27 protein-coding genes are annotated in these 26,140 nt (G+C 42.7%); 16 read left to right on the forward strand and 11 right to left on the reverse strand.

Annotated features, from left to right (window positions below):
- The first annotated feature begins 414 nt into the window (after positions 1-414).
- Together D0T57_RS08795 and D0T57_RS08800 are read left to right on the forward strand one after the other, a co-directional pair.
- Positions 415-1,035, forward strand: a complete 621-nt coding sequence (locus tag D0T57_RS08795) for an inorganic pyrophosphatase (protein WP_163272961.1) — start codon at positions 415-417, stop codon at positions 1,033-1,035.
- The gene (locus D0T57_RS08800) at positions 1,036-1,881 is read left to right on the forward strand and encodes a metallophosphoesterase (RefSeq protein ID WP_163272962.1); all 846 of its coding nucleotides are present in this window, start codon (positions 1,036-1,038) and stop codon (positions 1,879-1,881) included. It begins immediately after the preceding gene.
- Position 1,882: 1 nt separating this feature from the next.
- Here D0T57_RS08800 and D0T57_RS08805 read toward each other — a convergent pair whose 3' ends face one another.
- Positions 1,883-2,761, reverse strand: coding sequence for a LuxR C-terminal-related transcriptional regulator (locus tag D0T57_RS08805; protein WP_163272964.1), 879 nt, complete (start codon positions 2,759-2,761; stop codon positions 1,883-1,885).
- A 398-nt stretch (positions 2,762-3,159) separates the two neighbouring features.
- On the opposite strand from D0T57_RS08805, the gene D0T57_RS08810 reads away from it, so the two are divergent.
- Together D0T57_RS08810 and D0T57_RS08815 are read left to right on the forward strand one after the other, a co-directional pair.
- A complete protein-coding gene (locus tag D0T57_RS08810) occupies positions 3,160-3,735 on the forward strand; it encodes a superoxide dismutase (protein WP_185154652.1) in 576 nt (191 codons plus the stop codon).
- Between the two features lie 198 nt (positions 3,736-3,933).
- Entirely contained in the window at positions 3,934-4,716 is a 783-nt protein-coding gene (locus D0T57_RS08815) for an isochorismatase family protein (RefSeq protein ID WP_163272968.1), read from the forward strand.
- Here the strand turns inward: D0T57_RS08815 and D0T57_RS08820 are convergent.
- The 3 genes from D0T57_RS08820 to D0T57_RS08830 form a co-directional block, all read right to left on the reverse strand.
- Positions 4,713-5,366 carry an EcsC family protein gene (locus D0T57_RS08820; RefSeq protein WP_163272970.1) on the reverse strand — a complete coding sequence of 218 codons (654 nt, stop codon included), beginning with the start codon at positions 5,364-5,366 and terminating at the stop codon, positions 4,713-4,715. The two genes, D0T57_RS08815 and D0T57_RS08820, sit on opposite strands and share 4 nt — an antisense overlap.
- A gap of 110 nt (positions 5,367-5,476) precedes the next feature.
- Entirely contained in the window at positions 5,477-5,833 is a 357-nt protein-coding gene (locus tag D0T57_RS08825; RefSeq protein WP_368666909.1) for a peroxiredoxin family protein, read from the reverse strand.
- A 400-nt stretch (positions 5,834-6,233) separates the two neighbouring features.
- Entirely contained in the window at positions 6,234-7,259 is a 1,026-nt protein-coding gene (locus D0T57_RS08830) for a hypothetical protein (RefSeq protein WP_163272973.1), read from the reverse strand.
- Positions 7,260-8,040: 781 nt separating this feature from the next.
- Here D0T57_RS08830 and D0T57_RS08835 point away from each other — a divergent pair.
- The 6 genes from D0T57_RS08835 (at position 8,041) to cydB (ending at position 12,725) form a co-directional block, all read left to right on the forward strand.
- Positions 8,041-8,466, forward strand: coding sequence for a YbaN family protein (locus tag D0T57_RS08835; RefSeq protein WP_163272975.1), 426 nt, complete (start codon positions 8,041-8,043; stop codon positions 8,464-8,466).
- A gap of 15 nt (positions 8,467-8,481) precedes the next feature.
- On the forward strand, positions 8,482-8,796 hold the full coding sequence (locus D0T57_RS08840) for a DUF3467 domain-containing protein (RefSeq protein WP_163272977.1): 315 nt from the start codon (positions 8,482-8,484) through the stop codon (positions 8,794-8,796).
- A gap of 267 nt (positions 8,797-9,063) precedes the next feature.
- The gene (locus D0T57_RS08845; protein ID WP_185154653.1) at positions 9,064-9,297 is read left to right on the forward strand and encodes a DUF4492 domain-containing protein; all 234 of its coding nucleotides are present in this window, start codon (positions 9,064-9,066) and stop codon (positions 9,295-9,297) included.
- Between the two features lie 33 nt (positions 9,298-9,330).
- Positions 9,331-10,896 carry a cytochrome ubiquinol oxidase subunit I gene (locus D0T57_RS08850; protein ID WP_368666911.1) on the forward strand — a complete coding sequence of 522 codons (1,566 nt, stop codon included), beginning with the start codon at positions 9,331-9,333 and terminating at the stop codon, positions 10,894-10,896.
- A gap of 132 nt (positions 10,897-11,028) precedes the next feature.
- Positions 11,029-11,253, forward strand: coding sequence for a hypothetical protein (locus tag D0T57_RS08855; RefSeq protein WP_163272983.1), 225 nt, complete (start codon positions 11,029-11,031; stop codon positions 11,251-11,253).
- Positions 11,254-11,579: 326 nt separating this feature from the next.
- Entirely contained in the window at positions 11,580-12,725 is a 1,146-nt protein-coding gene (cydB, locus tag D0T57_RS08860) for a cytochrome d ubiquinol oxidase subunit II (protein WP_163272985.1), read from the forward strand.
- A gap of 61 nt (positions 12,726-12,786) precedes the next feature.
- Here the strand turns inward: cydB and D0T57_RS08865 are convergent, their stop codons facing one another.
- From D0T57_RS08865 to D0T57_RS08880, 4 genes are all read right to left on the reverse strand, one after another.
- A complete protein-coding gene (locus D0T57_RS08865; protein WP_163272987.1) occupies positions 12,787-13,479 on the reverse strand; it encodes an NUDIX domain-containing protein in 693 nt (230 codons plus the stop codon).
- Between the two features lie 172 nt (positions 13,480-13,651).
- The gene (locus tag D0T57_RS08870) at positions 13,652-14,449 is read right to left on the reverse strand and encodes a tetratricopeptide repeat protein (protein ID WP_255490550.1); all 798 of its coding nucleotides are present in this window, start codon (positions 14,447-14,449) and stop codon (positions 13,652-13,654) included.
- Positions 14,450-14,489: 40 nt separating this feature from the next.
- Positions 14,490-15,296 carry an energy transducer TonB gene (locus D0T57_RS08875; protein WP_163272989.1) on the reverse strand — a complete coding sequence of 269 codons (807 nt, stop codon included), beginning with the start codon at positions 15,294-15,296 and terminating at the stop codon, positions 14,490-14,492.
- Positions 15,297-15,542: 246 nt separating this feature from the next.
- Positions 15,543-16,301 carry an META domain-containing protein gene (locus tag D0T57_RS08880; RefSeq protein ID WP_163272991.1) on the reverse strand — a complete coding sequence of 253 codons (759 nt, stop codon included), beginning with the start codon at positions 16,299-16,301 and terminating at the stop codon, positions 15,543-15,545.
- A gap of 304 nt (positions 16,302-16,605) precedes the next feature.
- Here D0T57_RS08880 and D0T57_RS08885 point away from each other — a divergent pair, with 304 nt between their 5' ends.
- The 6 genes from D0T57_RS08885 to D0T57_RS08910 all read left to right on the forward strand — a co-directional run bounded on the left by D0T57_RS08885 (position 16,606) and on the right by D0T57_RS08910 (position 22,399).
- Positions 16,606-17,712, forward strand: coding sequence for an SPFH domain-containing protein (locus D0T57_RS08885; RefSeq protein ID WP_163272993.1), 1,107 nt, complete (start codon positions 16,606-16,608; stop codon positions 17,710-17,712).
- A gap of 9 nt (positions 17,713-17,721) precedes the next feature.
- Positions 17,722-18,828 carry a hypothetical protein gene (locus tag D0T57_RS08890; RefSeq protein ID WP_185154654.1) on the forward strand — a complete coding sequence of 369 codons (1,107 nt, stop codon included), beginning with the start codon at positions 17,722-17,724 and terminating at the stop codon, positions 18,826-18,828.
- A gap of 90 nt (positions 18,829-18,918) precedes the next feature.
- Positions 18,919-19,557 (forward strand): outer membrane beta-barrel protein, encoded by a 639-nt coding sequence (locus tag D0T57_RS08895; RefSeq protein ID WP_163272995.1) that lies wholly within the window; start codon positions 18,919-18,921, stop codon positions 19,555-19,557.
- 169 nt (positions 19,558-19,726) lie between these two features.
- The gene (locus D0T57_RS08900) at positions 19,727-20,503 is read left to right on the forward strand and encodes a LiaF domain-containing protein (RefSeq protein ID WP_163272997.1); all 777 of its coding nucleotides are present in this window, start codon (positions 19,727-19,729) and stop codon (positions 20,501-20,503) included.
- On the forward strand, positions 20,503-21,309 hold the full coding sequence (locus D0T57_RS08905) for a LytTR family DNA-binding domain-containing protein (RefSeq protein WP_163272999.1): 807 nt from the start codon (positions 20,503-20,505) through the stop codon (positions 21,307-21,309). The genes D0T57_RS08900 and D0T57_RS08905 overlap by 1 nt, the downstream gene beginning before the upstream one ends.
- A 268-nt stretch (positions 21,310-21,577) precedes the next feature.
- The gene (locus D0T57_RS08910; protein WP_163273001.1) at positions 21,578-22,399 is read left to right on the forward strand and encodes a tetratricopeptide repeat protein; all 822 of its coding nucleotides are present in this window, start codon (positions 21,578-21,580) and stop codon (positions 22,397-22,399) included.
- 5 nt (positions 22,400-22,404) lie between these two features.
- Here D0T57_RS08910 and D0T57_RS08915 read toward each other — a convergent pair whose 3' ends face one another.
- The 3 genes from D0T57_RS08915 to D0T57_RS08925 all read right to left on the reverse strand — a co-directional run bounded on the left by D0T57_RS08915 (position 22,405) and on the right by D0T57_RS08925 (position 26,122).
- Entirely contained in the window at positions 22,405-23,304 is a 900-nt protein-coding gene (locus D0T57_RS08915) for a DUF4835 family protein (protein WP_163273003.1), read from the reverse strand.
- The gene (locus tag D0T57_RS08920) at positions 23,304-25,289 is read right to left on the reverse strand and encodes an OmpA family protein (RefSeq protein ID WP_185154655.1); all 1,986 of its coding nucleotides are present in this window, start codon (positions 25,287-25,289) and stop codon (positions 23,304-23,306) included. Before D0T57_RS08920 ends, D0T57_RS08915 begins: the two co-directional genes overlap by 1 nt.
- Before the next feature lie 197 nt (positions 25,290-25,486).
- On the reverse strand, positions 25,487-26,122 hold the full coding sequence (locus tag D0T57_RS08925; RefSeq protein ID WP_163273005.1) for a trimeric intracellular cation channel family protein: 636 nt from the start codon (positions 26,120-26,122) through the stop codon (positions 25,487-25,489).
- Between the last annotated feature and the right edge of the window lie 18 nt (positions 26,123-26,140).

A 26,140-nucleotide genomic window follows, 5' to 3' on the forward strand; every position in this document is an offset into this window, starting at 1 on the left:
ACAAGAGTTTGCGATAACACTCGTCGTGCTTTAGCCAAGCGCCCTTAGTTTTGCGTACGGGGCACCCACGCGGTGCAGGCGGCGTAGAATGAAGTGGGGTTGCTGTTATACAACTTTGCTAAGTCAACAGATGGCATACTGTTAGTTCACTTCATTCAGCCGTCAAGGCGCAAAGTGGGTCGTACGGCGAAGCGGGGCGCAAAAGCATTTTTGGTTCCTTTTGGGGCTTTGGCCAAAAGGGACGCAAGTAATCTGTGATTGCGCGCAGTATATAAAAAGAACATATAATTCAACTACTGATTGACATTATTAACATTTACACCCTTACAGATTTAGGAGATAAGCAAATATTGCTGTAACTTTGTATCCCGAAAATAACAAATGTGTAAAACAAAGGACATTCTTACTTACAAAATGAAGAATCATAGATTTAAAGCCCATCCTTGGCATGGAATCAGCATCGGGGAAAATGCACCAGAGGTTGTAACCTGCTTTATCGAAATAGTGCCAACCGATACTGTAAAATACGAAGTAGACAAAGAGACAGGTTACCTGAGTATCGACCGTCCGCAAAAATACTCGAACATAATTCCGGCCTTGTACGGCTTCATCCCTCAGACATATAGTGCCGACCGTGTAGCCGACATTACCAACAATGCACTGAACCGAAACGACATAGAGGGCGACAACGACCCTGTAGACATCTGCGTACTTACCGAAAAGGATATTACACATGGCGATATTATCGTAAAGGCGCGCCCTATAGGTGGTTTCAGACTATTGGACCACAACAAGGCCGACGACAAGCTGATTGCGGTACTCGAAGACGATGCCATCTACAGTTCGTTCAAAGACATAAAAGATGTGCCTGCCGAAGTAATAAACCGGCTGAAACACTACTTTACTACCTACAAAGACCTGCCGGAAGACAAATCGCCCCGTTGCATACTCACCGCTACCTATGGTGTGGAAACGGCTTATGAGGTGATCCGACGGTCGGTAGAAGACTACGACAATGAATACAGGAATAAGTAAATGAGCAAAAAAATTAAAATATTCATTTTATTGCTTCTCATCATTCTACCCTGCCTGATAATGGGTTATGCCCACTATGAGGCAATGAATGTACAGATCAAAGAAATGGTATTTTCCCACAAAGACATCCCACCGGCATTCGATGGGAAGAAGGTGGTGTTCGTTTCCGACATTCATTTCAACAGGTATTTTGCAGAAAAAGAACTGGCCTCGCTCGTAAACCGCATCAACGGGCTCAACCCCGACGTAATACTGCTTGGCGGCGATTATATATCTTCCGATACTTTAGATGTTGCCCCCTTGTTTGCAAGCTTGGCTAAGTTGCAGGCAAAATATGGAGTCTATTCCGTACTTGGCAATCACGACCATTGGGAAGATGCCTCTCTTATGCAGGCGGGATTGGAAAACAGCGGCATCCATATAGCCGACAACAATTCTTTCTGGATAAAAGAAGGTGCCGACAGCATCAAGATAGGCGGCGTAGGCGACTTCTGGGAAGATGAACAGCTAATAGAAAACACAATAAACGATATAAAAACATCCGATTTCTGTATCTTACTATCTCATAATCCCGACTATATGGAGGTTCTCGATTCGGAAGAAGTAGACCTCATGTTGTCAGGGCATACACATGCCGGACAAGGTACATTCTTCGGGCTGTGGGCACCGATAATGCCTAGCTCTATGCATCAGGAATATATTCAAACAGGGCAAAAATACCGTTACGGATGGAAACAGAAGGGCGAAATAAGCCTTTACGTGAGTTCGGGCGTGGGAATGGGGAAAATACCGTTCCGTTTCTTTGCATGGCCCGAAATCGCTGCGATTACCCTAAAAAAGAAATAATTTACAATTCGGCCTCATCGGCAGATATATATCCGTGCGAGATGCAGTAGAAAATCAGTCCCGACACGGTTTTTATTCCGAGTTTCGCCGTAATATTCTTTCTGTGCGACAATACAGTATTGAGGCTTATATTCAACTTATCAGCAATCTCCTTATTTATATGCCCTAAGGCTACAAGCCGCAAAACATCAAGTTCGCGTTGCGAAAGCGTGTGGTCTTTATTTTTCTTCGTATGACGATTGGCTGCTATAAGTTCCTGCAAATCTTCGATACCCGATTCGGATAATTCATCGAGCATGGGTTGCAATACTTTTTCGCGTATCCGGTTATGCTTCTCCAAATCTTTCTGCAAGCTGTCTATTGTGAATATTACAGCATAGCACATATTTTCGTTGAAGCTACCCGATATATGTTTGATAATGATGCTTTTTAGGTCGGTAAGTAAGGCCAGAGGCATATCTCCTTTCACCATTCCCTGCTCAATCTGCCTGGTCAGTTCGTCTTTGAACTCGCAAAATAGTTTCCCTATCAGCTTCAGTTGCGAATTGTTAGGATCGCTCATCGAAAGGAAAGCATTGACGTGCTTTTCCATATTATATAGCTGCCCGTGAAGCAAATATGCATCTGTTTGCTTGATATAATTGAGGACAAGTTCTATATCGAACTTTTGTAGTTTACGTTCAGGGAAATAATCTTCGTTCAGGAAAGTATTCAGGATGACAAGGAAGAAATCCGTATTTATGTTTGCCGTGCGGCAGATGTCGCCTATAGTTTTATCTCCTAATCCCAGCTTAATGCCAAAACGGTTGATTATCGGAATCAACTGGTGGTTTTCTTCTATAACTTCTGACAGTATGGACGAGGCGTCTAAAAATAACATGGGTAGGAGTTTCAAAATTCAATAGCAAAAATACACAAATCTTTTTTCATCCGGCAGAATCTTCGCATCTTATTATGAAGGTTACACGTATTATGAATACCATTCGTCCGGATGGATTACAAATATTGAAAGATGAAGGACAAGAAAAAAGTAATACCCTTATCCTCACAAGCTTCCGCCCGGTTATAGATTTTAACAATATGCAGTTAAAAATCATTTATATAAATTATCAGCTTTTTGGTAAACATTAATCTGTATGGATTGTTAAATTTGTATCAATGATTAATAAAGAGCACTCGGTTATGAAGAAAACTATTTTAGCATTAACAATACTTTTTGTATTTGCTTTTAATACACTAAGTGCCCAGAATAATAGTAACAAACAAAATAAAAAAGCTATGAAATTTGAATTACCTAAGTTGCCTTATGCAACAAACGCGTTAGAACCGGTTATTGGCCAGCAAACAGTAGAACTGCACTATGGCAAGCATCTACAAACGTATATCACCAATCTGAACAACCTGATACAAGGTACCAAGTTTGAGAATACAGATTTGGAAACAATAGTAAAAGAGAGCGATGGCGCCATCTTCAACAATGCAGGCCAAACGCTGAACCACAATATATACTTCCTTTCTTTCAGCCCGAAAGGCGGAGGCGAACCTAAAGGAAAACTTGCTGAAGCCATCAACAAGCAATGGGGTTCGTTCGACAACTTCAAGAAAGAATTTAATGCAGCAGGTACTTCACTTTTCGGTTCGGGATGGGTATGGCTGGCTAAAGATAAAGACGGTAAGCTGGAAATAACAAAAGACCCTAACGCCGGAAATCCTATTACGAAAGGACTGACTCCGCTATTGGGATTCGACGTATGGGAGCATGCTTACTATCTTGATTATCAAAACCGCCGTGTCGATCACCTGACAGAACTCTGGAAGATAATAGACTGGGATGCAGTTGGCGCACGCTACTAAGCAGAAATGTAAGGCAGATTGAAATATTCGAAAGCAACTTCTTGTTTGGGAGTTGCTTTTTTTTATTTCGCCAAAGTAGATAATTCGTATATTTGTTGACTAAGTAACTAGAGTTTATCTAAGAGCCTGTTTAAATTTTATCGAAATTTTATCTTGTAGGCTCTAAATAGAAACGAAAACAATATAGAAATACAACACATGAAAAGAACAGCAATACTCGGAATAGACCTGCAAAATGATTTTACTTCCCCATCGGGAACACTCTTTGTGCAAAATGCAGATATAGATGTAGTGCGAATAGCCGACTTTGTCCGCAAACAGGGAAGCAAAATTGATTATATTGCCCTTTCGCTCGATTCGCACCAACCGATACATATAGCACACCAGATATATTGGAAAGACAAAGAGGGTAATCAGCCCGACCTGTTTTCTGTTATAAAAACGGAAGATGTACAATCGGGCAAGTGGATGCCTCGATACAACAAAGATCTGGCTCTGACATATCTACAGCAATTGGAGGCGAAAGGCGATGTTTGCACCATATGGCCAATGCATTGCATACTAGGCACATCGGGATGGGCTATAGACAAGGCGGTCACAGATTCGCTGTCCGACTGGGCTATAAATACGGGAAGGTCTTACGGGCTGTTTTACAAAGGGTATTCGCAATCGACTGAGCACTATAGTATATTCAGGGCTGCTGTAGAGTGGGAAAACGAACCGGAAACATATCTGAATACGACATTACTAGACAGGCTCAACACATTTGATGAGGTTTTGCTCGTCGGGGAAGCTGCCGATTACTGTGTAGCCAACTCCTTAAATGATATATTGGACGAATGCAGCGAACTGGCAAAGAAAATCGTGGTTCTCACCGATTGTATGTCGTGGATCAATCCCGAAAACGAAAAGGCAAAGTATATATTCGAAAAAGCTGAAAAACAGGGTGTGCGTTTTACTACAACAGAGCAGTTTTCCTAATCATTTTCCACATCTAGGTTTATCACCTCCACCGTATTTTTGCCGGCAGGGTCTATAAATATCTTCTTGGCAACCTTTCCCACAGCATTTGTGGTAACGGCATCGAAAGAACCGCCGACCAGGCCGCCAACCAAAGGTATAGCTTTGCCCAGCGAAGCCGTAGCCTTGCCGCCGATACTTGCTGCCAGTTTTGCACTCACCTGCTCCAAAGCTTTTGTAGCAAGTTTCTCACCGGCTTTCACACTTATATCTTTCAGCAACTCCTTTGCGCCGTTGCCTACCATAGACATATAAACCAGCGACTTCACTTTGTCGTCGCTAATGTCGTGCCCGCCCATATAGGCTATGGCTGCTATCATCCTTATTTGCAGGTAAAGTACACTGGCTATATTAGCCGGAATAGTAAGGGGCATGACGGCTATCCCGCCCAATCCGGTGACAAAGCCACTGGTAGCCGCTTTTGCCACCTGCCACTTTATAAGCGAATCGACCTGTTCTTCCAATGTCCCCTTTTGGTTCAGGTAGCTATTGCCCAGTTGATATGCCGAGTCTGCACCAGTGATGCCGCCGATAGCTTTAGAGTATGCCCAATCGAGCGTTTTGGCTATAAGCCCTTTGTTTATTTCTGTATTTTGATTTTTTCCTGCCATTGTTTAATAATTTTCCGTATATTAAAAACAATAACTGTGCCACAGTAGCTAAAAGAATAAAGCGTTTTATCCCTAGAGATAAAACGCTTTAAATACAAAAGTCGAAATTGTTACTTCTCATTCATAATTCGATCTAAGCCCGATGGCGTAAGGTTTACTGCTATAATTACACCTTCTTCATCAAGAAGGAAATTCTTAAACCCTCGCTCTAACTCATAAAAATTGAACAGGCTCGACGACACATTATCTTTAGCCATAAATTGATATTTACTATCAATCTTGTCCATCAACAATGTCTTTTCGTACACCGCTTCATTTTTGTCAAAAGATACTGATACCATGTGTAAAGGATATTTCTTTTTGTCTATCATGTGCGAAAATAACACATTATCCTTACGTGAATAGGCATCGTATGCAGCCCAAAAATTTATCAGCACTTTTTGACCTCTCAGATCTGATAAATTCATTCTTGTTCCTGACTTGTTTTCTAAATTTTTAATATCAGGAAACTGGTTTCCCGGATAAATACCCTCCGAAAGACTAGAAGTTCTTGACACATTGGATGAAAAACTCATAAAAGTTATCCCTGCAATCAAGAAGTACTTCAAATACTTCATAAAATAATTATTTGGTTACCACTAAAGCCAAAATCCTCACTTCCTCACAGAAAAGGATAAAGACCCTCCCAACTTTTGGGAACAAAACAGTGTATCTACTCTTAAATACCGCCTTGTTTTGCATTTTATCGGCTGCAAAGATAATACTTTTTATCGTATCACACCAAATTTGCCCGATTTTATGTTAACAAACATATCTCAGGAATTGTTTAATTAATGTAAAATATTATTTTATAGATCCCATACTTACCTATTTATCAGGCATGAACGTGAGCGACCCGTTTAGATGATCTACAAGCATGATTCCATATACAGTATCGCCCTGCCCCACTGCCGCACCAATAAAAGCTCCTACCAAACCGAATCCGACAGCCAAGCCTACTTGCAGCCCCGTATTAGCAGGCCCCATAGTAGACGAACGGATAAAGAAATCGTCATTTTCATGGTCTAGCGAATAAAATCTATTTCCGGCTGCTATATATGGCCTACCTTCTACTACTACAGCATAACATTCTTTCGGTTTCACCTTTGTCCACTTCCCTGCCTTTTGGCTATTCGGTATTTTTACTTCTTTCAGCAGCCCGGTTTCTTCACCAAACTTGAATTGCAATTCGGTTTGTGCCGGCAACAAGCGGGAGAATGTGTGGTAGTCATAATATACACCGTCGGGAAGGATTTCTGTATTGTAAAGAGGAATACTGTTTTTCTCCAGTGCATCTATTTCGCTCAGGCTTGTTTTGGTGAGGGGCGTACTATAATCTTCGGCCTGTAAAAAGACATGCTGTATAAGGGTAGATGTTATAACATTCGATGCTTCTTTCAGCAATTTGCCTGTCACATCCATTGCTTTCACTTCCACCAAGGTATCAATAGTGCTGACAAAATGAAGCATTCCGCCTTTTTCTTCGAACAACGACATCCTTATTTTGCAGAAACCTTTTTCGGAGGTAGACTTTGTTTGTTCACTGAATTTTATATTCCTGAGTTGTACGACCAGAGAACCGCTTTGGGCATCGTTATCAATTACGCTATCGAAAAAGACTTGCAATTGTTCTGTCAAAGGTACTTTTGCCGTTACCGGAGTATATTTATTAAGCATCCCGGTTTGCACAAAGCCCAAGTCTTCGGGATTTGCCTGAGAATCGATGATTTGGAATTTGTTGTAAGGACAATCGCGAACCTTAATTTCAGGTATTTTAATTTCAAACGCCTTTTGCGCCAACAGATAGTTAATAGCAAAACAGCACAAGGCCAGCAATAAAATGATTCTTCTCATACTTACTAAGATGTAGATAAAACAATAATAGTTCTCCGATTTAGAAATGCTAATCGATCAAAGATAGATTTTATTTATATAGAAATAAAGTTTTTTTCAATCAATATATTCACTTTTTTTCATTCCTTTGTTAGTAATGCAAATCAGCAGTTAGAGTCTGACTGTAAAACGTTCTTTTAAATACTGCGCGCAATCATAGATTGGCTCCGCTTCGCTCTGCCGAACGGTGTTTGCTTGCGTTCCTTTTGGCCTAAGCCCCAAAAGGAACCAAAAACTCTTTTGCGCCTCGCTTCGCCGTACGACCCACTTTGCGCCTTGCCGGCTGAATGAAGTGAACTAACGACAACCCTTTGTTGCTTAGCAAAGTTGCATAACAGCAACCCCACTTCATTCTACGCCGCCTGCATCGCGTGGGTACCCCGTACGCAAAGCTAATGGCGCGGGCTGACGCCCAACAAGAATTTGCGATAACCCTAGTCGTGCGTTAGCCGACGTACATCAGTTTCGCAGGCGGGAACCTGTCCGGTGGAGGCGGCGGAGAAAGGGATGGGGCGGAGCCCGTTTATCCCTTTCAGCCGGCAAACCGTTGACAGGTCGCCGAGGGACGGAGCACTAGCCTTTTGGCCTAAGCCAAAAGGGAGGGCAAGCCCGGGAGGGCGCGGCAGGATGAGCTAAAGATGAAATATCTAACTCAAGATTGAGTTTATACATAAAAAAAGAACAATATTTAATTACTGATTAGCATTATTAACCATTATTCATTAGTCGATTTATTTCTGCAATGAGGTATTTGTATATAATATTAGGATCTGTCAGTCTGGCAATAGGTTTGCTTGGCATAGTGACCCCCGGGTTGCCGACTACTCCTTTTATCCTGCTGACAGCCTTCCTGTTTGCCAAAGGTTCGCCAAACTTATACAGGAAATTGCATGAACACAAACTAACAGGCAGCTATATAAAAAGGATAAACGGACGCATCAGCACCAAAGCCCTCCTGATATCCTTATCTATAATGTGGGCTATGATATGCTTTACTACATTTGTTGTATTCAGTTCGGAAACCAAACGGCTGGTTATGCTTGGGCTAGGCCTTATAGGAACAATCTCTCAAATTGTCGTATTCATTAATAAAAGAAGAAAATATGCAGCTAATATTGCCTTAAGCAATGACAGCCTTGAAGAGAAGAAAAACATTACATCGTATTAACTAAAATATAAATTCATGGAAAACAAAAACGAACAAGACGGCCAAATACAAATAGAACTACCTGAAGAAGTAGCACAAGGCACATATTCCAACCTTGCAATAATTGCACATTCTTCTTCCGAATTTGTGATTGACTTTGTACGTATATTACCGGGATTGCCAAAAGCGAAGGTAAAATCGCGCATAATACTGACTCCGGAACATGCCAAACGCCTGCTATATGCACTGAATGATAATATCAACCGTTTTGAGGCACACAACGGAGTAATATCAGTAGAAAACCCTGCCGGATTTATGCCTCCCATCAACGGGCCGATAGGGGAAGCTTAAAGTATATTCTTCGCCAATGCTCCCCTACCCTATACCTTGGCATTAGCCAATATAAGCAGGGAAGGAGCTTGCAAAAATCACCCCTATTTGCACCGGGGGTGAACATTATAAAAGGAGACATTGTTTACAAAGCAGTAGCCTGCACCTTTGGCTTCGGCTATAAAAAGTATTAACAAATAGACCCCTGTCCTTCAAACGGGCAGGCGTCTAAAATTCATTATCACAGATTAAGCAGCAACAACCTTGTTATATAAAACCGGTATGACTATGAAAGAACCATTGCCGAAATTCAATTTCTTTACTATGTTTAAAGATGGATTTAAAAACATGACCTTGGGCAAAACTTTATGGGCGCTCGTGATTATAAAACTTATCATCATGTTCCTCATTCTCCGTCCGTTTTTCTTCCCCAACTTCCTCAATTCTAAATTCGACGATGCCGAGAGCAAATCCGAGTATGTTAGCCAGGAGTTGATAAAACGGTCGACAGTCAATGAATAGAAACTTCAAAGAATATTTACATATAAAACTAATATTATGGAATTACTAAGTACATCGTTGATAGACTGGTCGAGAGCACAGTTTGCAATGACGGCAATGTATCACTGGTTGTTTGTCCCCCTGACGCTGGGTCTGGGTATCATCATGGCAATCATGGAAACAATGTATGTGCGCACGGGCAACGAGCAGTGGAAAAAAACCGCAAAATTCTGGATGACCATCTTCGGTATCAATTTTGCCATCGGGGTGGCTACGGGGCTTATCCTCGAATTTCAGTTCGGAACCAACTGGTCTAACTACAGCACGGTGGTTGGCGACATTTTTGGCGCACCACTGGCCATAGAAGCCATCGTGGCCTTCTTTATGGAAGCAACATTTATCTCCATCATGTTTTTCGGATGGAAACGTGTAAGTAAGAAAGCCCATCTGGCAGCGACATGGCTCACAATAACCGGGGCTACCATTTCGGCGCTGTGGATATTGGTTGCCAACGCATGGATGCAATTCCCTGTGGGAATGGAATTTAATCCTGAAACATCGCGCAACGAGATGGTCGACTTCTGGGCTATCGCCCTGTCGCCTGTGGCTATCAATAAGTTTTTCCACACTGTTATTTCCAGTTGGATACTAGGCTCGTTGTTTGTAGTCGGAGTATCTGCATGGTATATGCTAAAGAAGCGCAATATGGAGTTTGCCCGCCAAAGCATGAAAGTAGCTACGGTTTTCGGGCTTATAGCTTCTTTGCTTACCCTATACACAGGACACGGATCGGCAGTACAGGTAGCAGAAAAACAACCGATGAAACTTGCCGTGATGGAAGGATTGTATGAGGGTGGAACCAACGAAGGACTGGTTATATTCGGTATCCCGAATCCTGATAAAGAGTCGTACGACGACGGAAAAGATGCCTTCCTGTTTCCTCCTATAAAATTCCCCGGAGGACTTTCTTTAATAGCCTTCTACGATACAGAAGCATTCGTTCCGGGAATAAACGACATTATAAAAGGAGGTTATCTTCTGCCCGATAGTACAATCGCCTTATCTTTTGAAGAAAGGCAGGCAAAGGGTAAAATAGCTATTGATGCACTCAGGGATTACAGAAAGGCGAAAAATGAGGGAAATAATCCTCTTGCCGAGCAACATAAAGAAACCTTGTTGGCCAACTATGCCCATTTTGGCTACGGATACCTGCAAAATCCGGGACAAATGGTTCCCGACCTTGTAAAAACCGTGTACTGGACATTCCATATAATGGTTTATCTGGGTGGATATTTTATAGCCTTATTTTTAGCCCTTACTTTCCTTATTTACCGTAAGGAGGAATGGCTCTTCAAATGGAAATGGCTATTGTGGATATGCGTATTTACTATTCCATTGGGATACATTGCCGGGCAAGCGGGATGGATGGTTGCGGAAATCGGCCGCCAGCCGTGGGCTATACAGGATATACTGCCGCTTCAGGCTTCGGTGTCGGCTATATCGAGCCAGTCGGTAATAACTACATTCTTTGTATTCCTTGCCTTGTTTACGGCTTTGCTTATTGCCGAAATACGTATTATGCTCAACCAGATACGCAAAGGGCCGGAGGATGCCCACTAATAATTGGGACCGGTAATTGCAGAATATTGGGATTGATTTATCTATATAGGGAGTCCAAACCACCTCCCCCGACCCCTGCAATGGGAGGGGCTGTTAAGTTCTAAACGAAATAATACTTTAAAAGAATAAAATATGACACTGAGATACACGAAGAAGCCACTGAGAAACACTGAGGGAGAAAAAATCTCATCAGAACTTAACAGCCCTACTCCAATGAGGGGAGTAAGGCAAAGCCACGCCAAGAGGAAGAAAAAAGTAACAAGAAAAAAAGGAGAATGGGTGTTACTTGTGTTACTTTTTAGAAAGACACAAGATACCAGTAGACGAGTTAATGAGTTGGTTTCTATTAAAATATGAGCTTGTACCTCGTATCTTGTTTACTTGTATCTAAAGAAAAAAGTAACAATAGAAAAACAGCTAAAAAGCGTTACTTGTGTTACTTTTTAGAAAGACACAAGATACCAGTAAACGAGTTAATGAGTTGGTTTCTATTAAAATATGAGCTTGTACCTCGTATCTTGTTTACTTGTATCTAAAGAAAAAGTAACAATAGAAAAACAGCGAAAATGGTGTTACTTGTGTTACTTTTTGGGTTTGCAATGGAGAATGAGGCCTTGTAACTAAAATGCAATTATCGGTTGACTATAATAAATGATTTTATCAACTAAAAAAAGAATATAACTATGGATTATTCATTTTTACAACATTATTGGTGGTTCCTAATCTGTCTTATAGGCGGTTTGCTGGCATTCCTTCTCTTTGTACAGGGTGGGCAGTCGATGTTGTTTTCATTGGCTAAAGACGAAAAAGAGCGCAAGATACTTGTTAATGCCTTAGGACGTAAATGGGAATATACATTTACCACGCTGGTAACTTTCGGAGGGGCATTCTTTGCGTCTTTCCCCTTGTTTTATTCTACCAGCTTTAGCGGGGCATACTGGGTGTGGATGCTTATATTGTTCTGCTTTGTGATACAGGCTGTTTCATACGAATTTCAGTCGAAACCGGGCAACACCTTCGGACAAAATACATACCGTATGTTTTTGTTTATAAACGGATTGCTGGGCACTTTCCTTATAGGGGCAGCACTGGCTACTTTCTTTACGGGTTCCGACTTTGTGGTAAATAAGGCGAATATGGCCGATATAACGAACCCTACAATCAGTCGTTGGGGCAGCGAATGGCATGGCTTAGAAGCTTTGGCCAATCCCCGCAACTGGATGTTGGGGCTTGCCGTATTCTTCCTTGCACGCACTCTTGCCTGTCTGTTTTTTATCAACCGTTTGCAAGACGAAGGTTTAGTAGCCCGTTCGCGGAAGTTCCTGCTTTACAACGGGATGCCATTTGTCGTATTTTTCCTTGTTTTTGTTATCTGGTCTTTTCTTTCGAACGGTTTCGCCGTAAACCCTGAAACGAAGGAAGTATTTTTGCAGCCATATAAGTATTTCAACAATCTGATTGAGATGCCGGTTGTAGGCATAGTATTCCTTGCCGGGATTGTTTTGGTTTTGTTTGGAATAGGTAAAACCCTGCTGAGCAAAGACTTCGACAAAGGCATATGGTTTACCGGAGTGGGAACAGTGCTTACTGTATGTATGCTATTGTTGATAACCGGTTACAACAATACTGCTTACTACCCGTCGGCAACAAACCTGCAAAGTTCGCTCACTATCGAAAATTCATCTTCCAGCGAGTTTACCCTCACCGTGATGAGTATAGTATCGTTATTGGTTCCATTCGTGCTGGCATATATAATATACGCATGGAACTCATTGGAAAAGAAGAAGTTCAAGATAGAAGACCTGAAAGACGACGGGCACGTATATTAGTGTATGTTGGATATAAAAAATAAGAGAGGGTGCTCCCTCTCTTATATATATTAATTATCAATCAAATAGAAAAATAAAAGCCGCTTTGTAACAACTGGTCGTATTTTTCTTTATTGAACTTATAATAGAAAGCTCCTCTTTTGGAACCGGACTTATCTTTCTCATCCAGTTTTTCCAATATATTCATTTCCAGTATTTTCTTCCGGAAATTCCTTTTATCTAAAGTTGTCTGATATATGGCTTCGTATAAGGATTGCAGTTGAGGCAGGGTAAATTTTTCGGGCAACAGATTGAATCCAAGAGGTTGGGTCGCAGCTTTCTTCCTCAATATATTGATAGTGTCGTCCAACATCTGGTTGTGGTCGAATACCAGTTCGCCGACCTTTTCTAGTTCTTCCCAGCGGGCGTTATGAACTTTGCACAATTCTTCGTTGAAGAACTCTAAATTGAGAAGGGCATAGTAGGCTATGGATACAACCCGTTCGCCGGCATCGCGGTCGATATCGCCGTAAGTACCGACTTGTTCCATGAATACGTCTTGTATTCCTGTATATTCATATAATACGCGAGAGACAGTTTGAGAAAGGCTTTCGTTCGATTTCAGGAATCCGCCCATTAGCGTATCGGCACCTTCCAGGGGTTCGAATTTACGCTTTGAGATAAGTAGATATAACTTTCCTTCTTTGAAGCCAAGGATTATACAGTCTACCGATACATAGAATTTGTCTTGTTCTCTATAAAATAATGGAGCCATTCAATATATTATTATTAAGCTACAAAGGTAGTGATTTTTTAGAAATGAGGTATTATCCAGTAGGATTGAACAGGGCAACCCCTTCAACGATTGCAACTCACAGATCAGCAAGCTTCATCCACCGGCTTAACCGGCACCCGAAGACGCAATATATGCCTATATCTCTTCGGCACTATAATTTAGCCTCAACAGCTTTTATACCGATTTCTATCTCTTTCTTAAAATCAGGCTGGGTTTCACCATCAATATACTCCAATGCCATACGGTAATCACCGAGGGATGCAGTATAATCTTCCATCTGGAAATGGGTGTTTCCCCGGTTGAAGTAGATGACAGCCGAAGGCTCTATGGCTATAGCCGCATCGAAATCGGCAAGCGCTTCGCCGTAATGCTCCATCTTTTCGTGTACCAGCCCGCGGTTGTTATAAGCGCTGGCATAGTCGGGCAACAGCCCTACAGTCGTATTGAGGTCGGCAAGAGCCTTATCGTACATCCCCATATCGCTGTAGATAGACCCGCGGTTGTAGTAGGCCATGCTGTCGGTGTCGTCGAGCCCTATAATGTCCGACATGGTGTGCAGGGCTTTCATTCGGTCGCCATTCTGGTAGTAGGCTGTAGCCAAAAACGAGTATGTCTTGGCAAGTACCTTGTCGCGCCACTGGGTATCTTTCTTATATTTCTCGTCGTTGTTGATACGCTCTATCAGCTTGTTGAGCATATTTATCTTCTGCTGGGGGGTGCTTAGTTTGCCGAGGGCAACAGCTACATCGTTTGCAAACTTCACAAGGCTTTTGTCTCCTTGTTTGCGCCTGCGGGCTATAAGGTAAAACATCAGGGCAAAGAGGATAAACATCAGGGCGAAGAGCGTCACAACCCCGGCTATGCCATAGCCCAGGAAATTGACATTGCACGATGGCAGCAAAACCAGCAGTGCGATAGCGGGAGTATATATGCGTATATATTTCATCATAGAGGTAATTGATATTCGATACTATTTTAGCCGATGGGTTTTACTTAGGCAGTTCGAACGGAATGGGTAGCACTACGTTCATAGCCACAGGCTTGCCGTCTTTTGTTCCAGGAATCCACTTAGGCATTTTCTTTATCAGGTAAAACGCCTCTTCGTTGCAATCTCTGAAGACGCCTTTGAAAAGCCTGATATTGGTAATCTCACCGTCGGGCATCACCGTGATGTTGTACACCACCCTACCCTCTATGCCATATTCTATTGCCAGTTTAGGGTATTTGAGGTTTGCCTTGAGGTAGGCGTCCAATGCTTCCTGGCCTCCGGGGTATTGCGGGTCGCGGTTTTGCGAATCGGGAGCGAGTTTGGTCTCTGCTTTCTCTGCCATATGTTCTTCTTGACAAAGGCATATCCTATCTTTTTCCTTCAGTGTGCCATCTTTCTGTTGTTGCTTAAGCGCATCGTTGAGGGCAAACGAAACTTGCAGGTAGTACGAAAAGGCTTGGTCGCTATTTTGTGGAATTTTGCAAGCTGCCAGTTGTACTGCACTTACCACCTGTTCGTCAGCTAAAGGGTCGAAGCCTTTTAATATCTTTATATTCGATGCTTTCTTTTGGTCATTCACATCGAACTGCAAGTCTACTTCTCCTTCCATTTCTATCTGGATAAGTAGTGACGGGTAGTTGATGATATCTTTCAGATGTTGTACAAACGTTTTTGTTTCATCATTGTCTACAATCCGGATATCATTGGTGCTTCTATCCTGTTTATATATTTTTATGGAAATTCCGTCATCGGCAAAAAGGCCGCCAGTGGCGAGGAGTAAGAATATTGCAAGTACGGTAATACGCATTTTCAAGTGGTTATAAAATTCGGTTACAGTTTATTGTTGCACAAATATAATGAAAAGTAAAAGTATAATGGAATTTTAGAACCTGTTTAAATTTTAGCTAAATTTAAATATTTGAAGGTCGATACAGCTAATTCTTAGCAACTTTTCTCTATTCTTTTAGTACATACTCGTACAAAAAAAGCATTGCACAGACAGAGGAAATCCTTTTGCCGTGCAATGCATTCAATTATAATAAAAAGCTTCTACTTACTTGCTAAAGTGCATGATAGTCTTATTATCTTTTCTGAGAACCAGCTTGTTGCCATCCTTGTCGATGTCGATCCTTCCTGTAAATGTCTTGACAAATTCTTGTTCAACATCCATCTTCGGACACATCATTCTGGTAGTGACCAGCGGTTTAAGTTCCAGCACATTGTTTTCGAGCGAGAAACCGCCATTGTAATTATTACATCCTGTAGATCCGTGGAGACGGTTTTCTACGAAATTAAATTCCAGTGTAGGAGTTTTCACCGCATCACCTTCGCTTATGCTTTTGCCATTCATCGACACCAGCTTCCATGTGCCCGCCAGATCGGCAGCCGACAAAGGTTTTGCACGTTCAAACATCATTACAGGCTTATTGTCTTGCAAGAAAACCAGTTCGCCGTTCACCAACGACAACTTCGATTTCTTTCCCAACAATTTCAGTAGGGTCGATTCTTCCGAAGCATCGGCACAAGCCATCATTGTAGAAATGAGGTTGGAGGCTACAAATTCGCCCCCATTGTAGGTAAACTTGCCCGAATATGTATTACAGCCGCCGTTTCCGGACACTTGGTCTATATCGAAGTTGAACAGCAGGTAAGGAGTCCTGTTGGGAAACGCATCAGCCGCAAGCCGGTTGTTAATGGATTTAAGCATCCACTTGTCGGCAAGTTGTTCTTTGGTAACATTTTTTACCGAACTACAGCCATAAAGCATAAACATGGCAATACTAGCCATAAATAGAAATTTGATTGTTTTCATAAACCTAATATTTTGATTGTTGATTATATTTTCTAACAATATAACGCTATTAACTAAAAAAATGTTGAAAAAGCATCTCTCTTTTACCATCTTTTATAGATATTCCCCCACTACCAGAGGTATTTGTTTGGGTTTGGGTTATTCTGTCCTGCTTTATAAGACTTTTCAGACACAAGATTCTTTCTATAGACAACATGGCAGAGATATATCCGGAGCTTATTTTTGCCCCTATATTCTGTTCAATAGTAAAAAATAACTTATATTTGAAAACCGAAAAAACAATAACCCAAAATAAGATATAATTATGAGCTTATTCAAAAAACTAAGAGGCGAATTTATTGATATAGTCGAATTTCTCGACAATACGCAAGACACCATAGTACACCGTTTCGAAAGGCACAACAACGAGATAAAGAACAACGCCAAGCTAATAGTGCGCGAAGGACAAATGGCGGTATTCGTGAACGAAGGGCAAATAGCCGACACCTTCTCGCCCGGCACGTACAACCTCAATACCGAAAACCTTCCTATCCTCTCCACCTTGCAGGGATGGAAATACGGTTTCAACAGCCCGTTCAAGGCAGAGGTATATTTTGTAAGCACCAAAAACTTTATCGACCAGAAATGGGGTACTAAGAATGCCATCATACTCAACGACAACCGTTTCGGCATGGTCGAGATACGCGCATTCGGTATCTATACATTCAAGGTGACCGATGCCGCTACGTTTATCAGGGAAATAGTAGGTACCAACCAGACTTTCACCACCGACCATATAAAAGAACAGCTTAAGAGCATCATCGTTACCCGCTTTACCGATGCTACAGGCGAATCACAGATCCCGGTAGAGCTTTATGCCGCCAATCTCAACGAGCTGTCGGAAGCCATCTTCGGCTATATGAAAGACGACTTCAACGCCTATGGCATGGACGTTACCAAATTCCTTATCGAAAATATATCCATGCCCGATGAGGTAAAGAAAGAAATATTCGAACTCAGCCGCTTAGACAAGATAGACCTCGACAAGCTCACCAAACTGAAATCGGCAAAAGCAATGGAAGCCGCTGCCGAAAACCCGTCCGGCACGGCAGGCATGGGCATCGGACTTGGTGCAGGTATGGCTATGGCAAACCAGATGACACAGGCTATGGCAAACCAGGCACAAAACAATCAGGGCACGCAGCAGACCCCTCCACCTATACCGGGGGGTACTTCGTACTATGTAGCTATCGACGGGCAGCAATCGGGCCCATACAACAAAGCAGGGCTTAGCGACCTGGCAGCCAAACAAATGCTGACAAGAGAAACGCTGGTGTGGAAGCAAGGTCTTTCCGACTGGGTTCCTGCCGGGGGACAAGCCGATCTGCAAGACTTGTGGACTATGACACCTCCGCCCCTTCCGAAACAGTGAGGCTGATATATGGAAGAAGAAGAATTGGCAGAAGACATCTCGCTGGGTAGTAACACTTTCCAGTGTTCCGGTTGCGGCGCGGCTTTGAAATACAAGCCGGGCACTACATCGCTGCATTGCGACTACTGCGGTGCCGACACCGAGATAGACGTACAAGCAGTGGATGAGGTAGTAGAGCTCGACTTCAAAGAATACGCCCACGATCTGGAAGAATTCAACATAAAAGCTACAAAAGTAGTCAGTTGCCGCAAATGTGGGGCAGAATCTACCTTTGGCGAAAATATGAAGTCGATGGACTGCCCCTATTGCAGCCAACCGCTTATAGAAGAAGACATACACGAAGAACGCCTCATACAACCATCGTACCTCCTGCCCTTCGGCTTTTCGGATGATGAAGTAAACGGGCATCTTTCCTCATGGCTCAGAAAACGCTGGTTTGCTCCCAATAAACTAAAAAAACGTGCGCTCTGCTCCGACAAGGTACAAGGTGTTTATTTCCCCTGCTGGACATATGACGCAAACACCACTACCAGCTATACCGGCGAGCGCGGAACCAATTATACAGTAACGGTAGGCAGCGGCAAAAATAGGCGTACCGTCGTGCGCACCCGGTGGACATATTGCAGCGGCAGGGTAAAATTATTTTTCGACGATGTGATGGTTCCCGCCTCCAATATGATACAGTCTACAGTGCTGAAAAAGATAGAAAACTGGGATATGAAAAACCTGGTAGAAGCCGACAACCGTTTCCTCAGCGGGTTTATTACCGAAAAATATGTACTCAACCTGCAACAAGGGTTCGACAGGGCTAAAGCTATAATGGCACCCGAAATAGACAGGGCTATCAGGCGCGATATCGGCGGCGACCATCAACGCATCAGTTCACAGAATACGACTTATATCGGGGTGAAATTCAAACTTATACTCCTCCCTGTCTATATGTCGTCGTACACATATAAGAACAAGCTGTACCATTTCTTTGTCAATGGGCGCACCGGACGCATAACAGGAGACAGGCCGTATAGTGTAATAAAGATTGTGTCGGCCATCGTGTGCGGGCTGGCAGCTATCGCCGCTATATGGATATGGCTTCAGGAAAACGGGTATCTTAATTAATACCGGCTATGTTGATTAGCAGTAGACAGATGTACCCGTATATCTGGAATATAATAGCTATAATACAAAAGAACATAAAAAATAAATGATATGAAGAAATATATAATCGCTTGTTTGTGTATCTGTACTCTCTGCCTGTCCCTACCTGCGCAAATACAGGTAGATTACCAACCGCTTACCTTTGGTATAAAAGCAGGAGTAAACCTTTCCTCTGCCGGAGGAGATATAAAGGGCACAAAGAGCAAGATAGCATACAATGCCGGAATCACAGTCGATTATGCTATCAATCCGGTGCTCTATATCCTTACGGGGCTTGAATATACCGTAAAAGGCTACAAATACAATATGGTAAAAATTGTAGACGGCGATAATAGTACAGACTACCAGAAAACAAACGGATACAAAAAAGCCGAAGCCGTCTTTATACAACTGCCTGTTTATGCAGCCTATAAGCTCGACCTGTCGCGCCATTCGCGTATCGTAACTTTTGGCGGTCCTTATGCGGCCTATGGCATAAGCGGCAAGACTGATACGGACGATGGCGAGGTTGATACATTCGGCGATAAGGGGCTCGACCGCCTCGACTTCGGAATCGGCTTTGGCGGCGGCATCGAAGTGCACAAGGTAGTCTTTGCGATAGGCTGCGAACTTGGCCTTGCCAACCTGAACGAGAAAGAGAATAAGGTGCGTATGGCAAATGCGTATTTTAGTATGGGATATAAGTTTTGAGGGTGGGCATAAGAATTTCCCTCTCCACGTGAAAAGTAATTTACAGCTATCGTTCGTCTTTTTCCGGCTTAGTTTCATCGGGAAATAGTATATGTTCGTCGATTTTTTATTGCCACAGAGCCTCTACAGGTGTAATTTAGCATCATCGAACAATTAAAACTTTATGATTATGGAAACAACAAACCCAGACAAAAATTACCTTTTCAAAAGAGGCGGCGGCAACGGAACGGCATTCGCTCTACTCCTTATCCTTATGGGTGGATTATTCTTACTACTAAACCTTAATATTATCCCGGCCATATACAAGCCGATACTTATTTCGTGGCAGATGGTATTGATAGTAATTGGGATGTGGACTCTTTTAGTCAAAAAGAATATACTGGGCGGGATTGCAATGCTGGCAATAGGTGTTGCCTTTATTTATCCAAAACTGAGCCAAGCATTCCCCCAACTTACACCCTTCAATATTGATATGCATACATATTGGCCTGTGTTGCTGATTTTATTCGGCATACTCCTTGTTTTCCGGGGCAGGTTTAAACCCCGCCACTCTAAATGGAACAAAGCTGAATATGAAACAAACGGCAATGCAAAGGCGAACGAAGCCGATATAATAGACAAAAACCTGATGTTTGGCAGCTCCGAGCAAATCGTACTGTCCGAAAACTTCTGTGGTGGCGAATGCAATGTCATGTTTGGCGAGATAATTGTCGACCTGCGCAGGGCTAAGATGGCAGAAGGCATTCACCAGTTGGAAATAAATGCAATGTTTGCCAGTGGGGTTATTTATGTGCCAGCCGACTGGAAGATAGAGGTGCGGAGCAGCGCGATATTAGGTTCTGTCGACGACAAACGCTATCAGTCTGCTGTAGTGAGCGACGATGCAAGTTCCCAATTGATAGTAAAAGCCAGTTGTATGTTTGGTAGTTGCGAAATCAGGAACTAATGGAAAACAGGCAGATAATATTTTTTCACAACATCACAGCACTAGCGATATCCTTTATTTTGTACCTATGCATCAATCCATTGGAGCTCGTATCGCAAAAGCTACTGATAGTGGATGCCGTAGTGTCGGGTGTTATCTTGTCTGCTCTTCTTTTTGTCTTGCGTAATATCGTTGCATTCAGTCATTTTTCCATATTGTCGTTTCGCCAGAAGCTCATAAATTACAGTTCGCTGGCACTCTTATTCGCAGGTATCTGGCTTGGGGTTGGGTATATCGTACTCTACCTGTCGTTTCCGGCTGAGGACTGGCAACCTTTAACATCTTTGATTCCATTGAAAATACTGCTTGCGTTCCTCATATACACCCTTGCACTGGTTATATACCTTCTGGCAAATGGCGAAGTACAAAAGGAGGAAATAAGTGATGTCGAAGAAAAGGCTTTGCCTCAAGAGGAAAACACGGATAAAAAAGACGAAACCTTAGAACGCATAGCCATCAAGAACGGGCAAAAGATTGAAGTGATTCCTATAGATGAGGTGATATGCTTGCAAGCCGAAGGCGACTATGTGATGATCCATAGCCAGAAAGGCAAGTTTCTGAAAGAGCAGACGATGAAGTCGTTCGAGAACAGCCTTCCTTCCGATAAATTTGTGAGGGTACACAGGTCGAATATTATCAATATCGGCTATATTGCACAGATAGAGGTATATGATAAGCAAAGCCAACTGGCGAAAATGAAAAACGGACAACAGGTGAGGATGAGCCTCGCAGGGGCTAAACTATTGAAGAAGACGCTGGGATTGTGATATATATAAGAGTTTGTTTCAATTTTTCCATCCTGCAATCATTCATCCAAAACTTTATTATTCAAAACATAGAATTCAACTGAATATCAACCAATAAGAAAGAAAAAAGTATCTTTTAGGAAGTTAACTCCTTAAATAACTACATACCGAATAGGGCTATCCGACTTTTTGGACAGTCGCTTCCTTTTTAATGCTTTTTAGGCAATATATTTCCCCTTAGTCTGTTTTATAGATGTAACTTTGCATTAGTATAATTGATCACCGCACAATGAAGAAAGTATTAGCTACATTCCTTTTTCTGGTTATAACCCATAGCCTGCAAGCACAAACATACGAAGATATGGTAACCAAGTCGCTCGACCTGTTGGAACAAAACGATTACGCAGGAGCCGAAATGGCAATGGTAGCCGCGATGAGAAAAGAGCCGGGCAATCCCAACAACATCATGCTGATGGTTAACCTGGGCACCATACAACGCCAACTGGGCAAATACGACGAAGCCCTGATTTCGTACACAGTAGCAGTGGAGCGATATCCCGAAAACTCGTTCGTGAGGCACAACAGGGCGGCGCTGTATTGCGAAATGAACAAGTTTGGCGAAGCCTTAATGGATTACAACACCATACTTTTATACGACGAAAACGATGTAGAAGCCTTATACCGCAGAGGCCTTATACACTTGAGCATCAAAGACATTTTCCATGCAGAAGACGACTTCGAAAAGATCATTAAGATCGACGATAAAAACCTTAATGCGCAAATGGGATTGATAGCCATTATGAAGCTACGCAGCCTATGGAAAGAAGCCGAAGAAGCATACAGCGACCTTATATACAAGAACAAATCGAACGGCAGCCTTTACTACAACAGGGCTGAATGTTACCTGCAACTAAAGCGTCTGGCACGGGCACAAGATGATATCGCCAAAGCCATAAACCTGGGATACGACAAAGCCGAGGTGTATATCCTGCGCGGGCAACTAAGACTGGAACAATATGATAAAGAGCGTGCTAAGGAAGATTTCCTGAAAGCGAAAGAAATGGGTGCTGACGAGAAAACAATGGACGACTTGCTGCTAAGATGCAAATAAGGCGATTATTTCAGTTGGTTTATCAGCCCGCTTTTAGTAGGGAACATTTGATTCAGCAGCTTTTTTACCGATTGTTTTTCTTCCGAATTAGCCTCCGAAGCTATCCGTAGTATTTCGTCTGTTTTTGCTTCGCCTACAACAGTAAGCAGGATAGACGACGAACGGGCATCGTACATCTTCTTCAAATTATTTAAAGATTCTATTACCCTGATTCTCCCGCGGGTGGCATTTGCGGCCATTTCGTCCAACCCCATACGATGATAATCGTACCAGAATGTATGGAAATCGGCCATGCGTTCTTCGGTAAGTGCCACAGCCAGATCGTACCGGTTATTCTCTTTACCCGAAAATGCCTCCCATCCTTTCGTGCCCAGCGATTGTGCCATATTGGCTATCTCCAAAGCCCGTGCAAAGTAAGGGCTGCCGCCTTTTGGCGAAAAAGAATCGAAGTCGAGCCCGGCAACGATATTGGCGTAAAAAGCCATGACGGCAACGATATTATTATCAATAGTCATTGAACTGAACGATAGGCTTTCGCCGGGTAAATAGCTGAATTCTATCTGCGTATCGCGGTAATTGAACAGCGGGCTGGCATAAGTAGAGTTATAAACCGGACGGCGTGATGAAATTTGAATCTCGGCAGAAAAAGTATTTGCAGACAACACCTCATTGATAATAAGCGTAATGCTGCACTCTATCTTTTCGGATACGGAAAAGGTTGCATCAGTCCATTTATGTTCGTTGAGCAACTGATTGAGATTCGTCTCCAGTGTAGAGAAAAGCTGAGTATCAGGCGACTGTATGCGTTGGGTATTTATTGTCAGTTTGGCATTCAAATCCTGAGCCTGCATCCACTGTACAGAGCCGAAGACAAATAGGAAATATATGATAAAATAATGCTTCATTACTCCAGATTATAAGTTACACTCAATACCTTAAACTCTGTACGGCGGTTTACCTGATCTGCCATTTCCTGCTGCTCTGGCGGAAGCCCTTTTATAAAGTCTTCGGTAAGCACCTGGCCTTCTTCCAGAAAATCGTACCGCTTCTTTATGCCCCTCGACACCGTCTTAGGTTCAGACTTACCCTTGCCTACTGCGGTCAACCGTTCTTTTTCAATACCTCCTGCTATCAGGTAATTGACTACCGATTCGGCACGGCGTTGCGATAGGTTATTGTTATATTCTTCTGAACCTTTCCTGTCGGTATGAGCCGAAAGTTCGATGGTCACATTCGGATTTATAGTCAAAAGGTCTATCAGTTCATCCAATTCTTTCTTCGATTCGGGGCGTAGGGTAGCCTTATCGAAATCGTAGAAGATGTTTTCCAACACTACTGGCCTGTTGATAGGGGTAAGAATAAAATCGACAAAATATGTAGAGTCGCGCTCCATCTTCCTAGTGTGAAGCGACATTCTTGTGTTCAGGAAGTTTTCGGCACTGGCAAGGAAAACATAGTCCACACCCGGCTCTACATCTAAGGTATAGGTTCCGTCATTTTTGCCCGGAAAACGCTTGTTTGTACCGTCGCGCCCTACTACCCTGATGGTAGACGAGGTGATAAATTCATCGTCAGTATCTACAATGTATCCTTCTATACGGGTCTTAATCACCGGATATTCGAACGAGTAAATATGGTCGAACCCTTTGGCATCGCCACGGTTGGAACTGAAAAAGCCAATCTCCTTACTTCCTTCGAAGGTAATGCCGAAATCGTCTGCCATCGAGTTGATCGGCGATTGCAGGTTTTCTATATTCCAACGATTATATTTGCTGCTGAATGTAGCTTTATATATGTCCAGCCCACCCATTCCGATATGTCCGTCGGATGAGAAGTACAGGGTAGAATCATTGCGAAGGTATGGAAACATCTCATCGCCGGCTGTATTGATCTCCGGCCCAAGGTTCTCCACAAATTCGACCAGATCGCCCACCATACGCGCGCGCCAGATGTCTTTTCCGCCATATCCGCCTTTCATATCGGACACAAAATACAGGTAATCTCCCGTAGAGTTGATAGCAGGGTGGGCAAATACACTCAACGTATCGCGCTTGTTTATCTCAACCTTTACTCCTGCCGACCATGCCCCGCCTGTACGTTGCGAAACGTATATGGAAGGGAAAGACGAGCCTACGGAGTCTATCTTTGGCGTATGTGTATAATACATACTGCTCCCCGTTGACGAAAAGGCTGTAACACCTTCGTCCGAATCGGTGTTTATTTGCGATTCTACTACCTCAGGCTTCATCCACTTCCCGTTTTCGTCTTTTCGCGCCATGAAGATATCGTTGTACTTGGCACCCGTTATCCCGCTAATAGTATCCCCCGTAGCTTCTTTCCTGTTGGATGTGAAATAAACCTGATCGTAGTCGGGCGGCAGCAGCATTGGGCTGAACTCTCCCCTATTGGAGTTGAACAGGTTAAATTTCGCTATCTTATACAAGGTAGGGTTAGCCTTCCATTGGGGCGCGATCTTTGCTCCTTCGAGCCCGCTTTGGGCAAATTTGTTATCAGGATATAGTTTGAGAAACTCTTCGTAATATTTTGTTGCCAGCTTGTAGTCGCCTGTCTTATGCAGGGAGCGTGCATATTGCAGTGTAACAGTACTATCCTCCACTTTATACCTTATTGCGTTGGCATAGGCAGCGTTCGCCCGTTGCGGGTAGTTTATCAGCCTGTAGCTTTCTGCCATGCGCAAGGCTATGACACCACGCAGTTCCCTTTTTTGTGCCGAAGTTTTCCGGTATATCTTGCGATACATATCGGCTGCCACAAAGTACTCGCCTTGTGCAAATTTCTGGTCTGCATCTTCCAGTTTCACGGTTTTACACGAACTGAAAAATGCAAAAGTAACAAAAAGTAACAGTATGTAGCTAATTTTTATTTTCAAAATAAAACTGATATACAACAACTTAATATTAAAAAAGTAACAAAAGTAACACTTTTTCGCCCCTTTTCCGGTTGTTACCTTTTCTTACTACAATTTCGCTTTACTCCTCCCTTCGGGGATGCCGGAGGGACTTATATAGATAAATATTCTCCCTAAATATATAACTAAATTACAAACAGTATATTGTATAATAAAGATCAATCCTCACCTTTCAGTATAGGCAACCTGATTTTATAATATGTTGCCCACACCCTGATAACCACAACAAATATGGCCGTAGCCACTTCTATTATCAGCAAATCGACTTCTGCATAATGGAGTATGCCAAAAAGTATGCCACCCAATATACAAGCCACAGCATAAAGTTCCTGCGTAAATATTATAGGGATTTCGTTTATCAGTATATCGCGTATTATGCCCCCAAAAATGCCTGTAATAGTTGCCATAGACACACATACCCATACAGGGTAGTCGAGAGCCAGTGCCTTCTCGTAGCCCACGACTACAAAAAGCCCTAAGCCGATACAGTCGAACCAAAATATAGTATTATTGAGATGTACAAGAAATTTCCTGAAAAACAACACAAAAACAAATGCAAATACGGTACACCAAATATAACGGCTTGCCTGCATCCAAAATACGGGCACATCGAGCAGCAGGTCGCGAAGCGTACCTCCTCCCACTGCGGTGACAAAACCGACTACAATGGCGCCAAACCAGTCGAAACGCTTTGCCGATGCCAAACGGATCCCACTGATAGCAAACGCAATAGTACCTAAAAACTCTATTACATCTACAACCTCAATATTTGCTAAATCGCCAAAAAGGAACATAATCTGATATTATGAATT

It is taken from the genome of Dysgonomonas sp. 511 (assembly GCF_010501105.1).
Classification (GTDB): domain Bacteria; phylum Bacteroidota; class Bacteroidia; order Bacteroidales; family Dysgonomonadaceae; genus Dysgonomonas.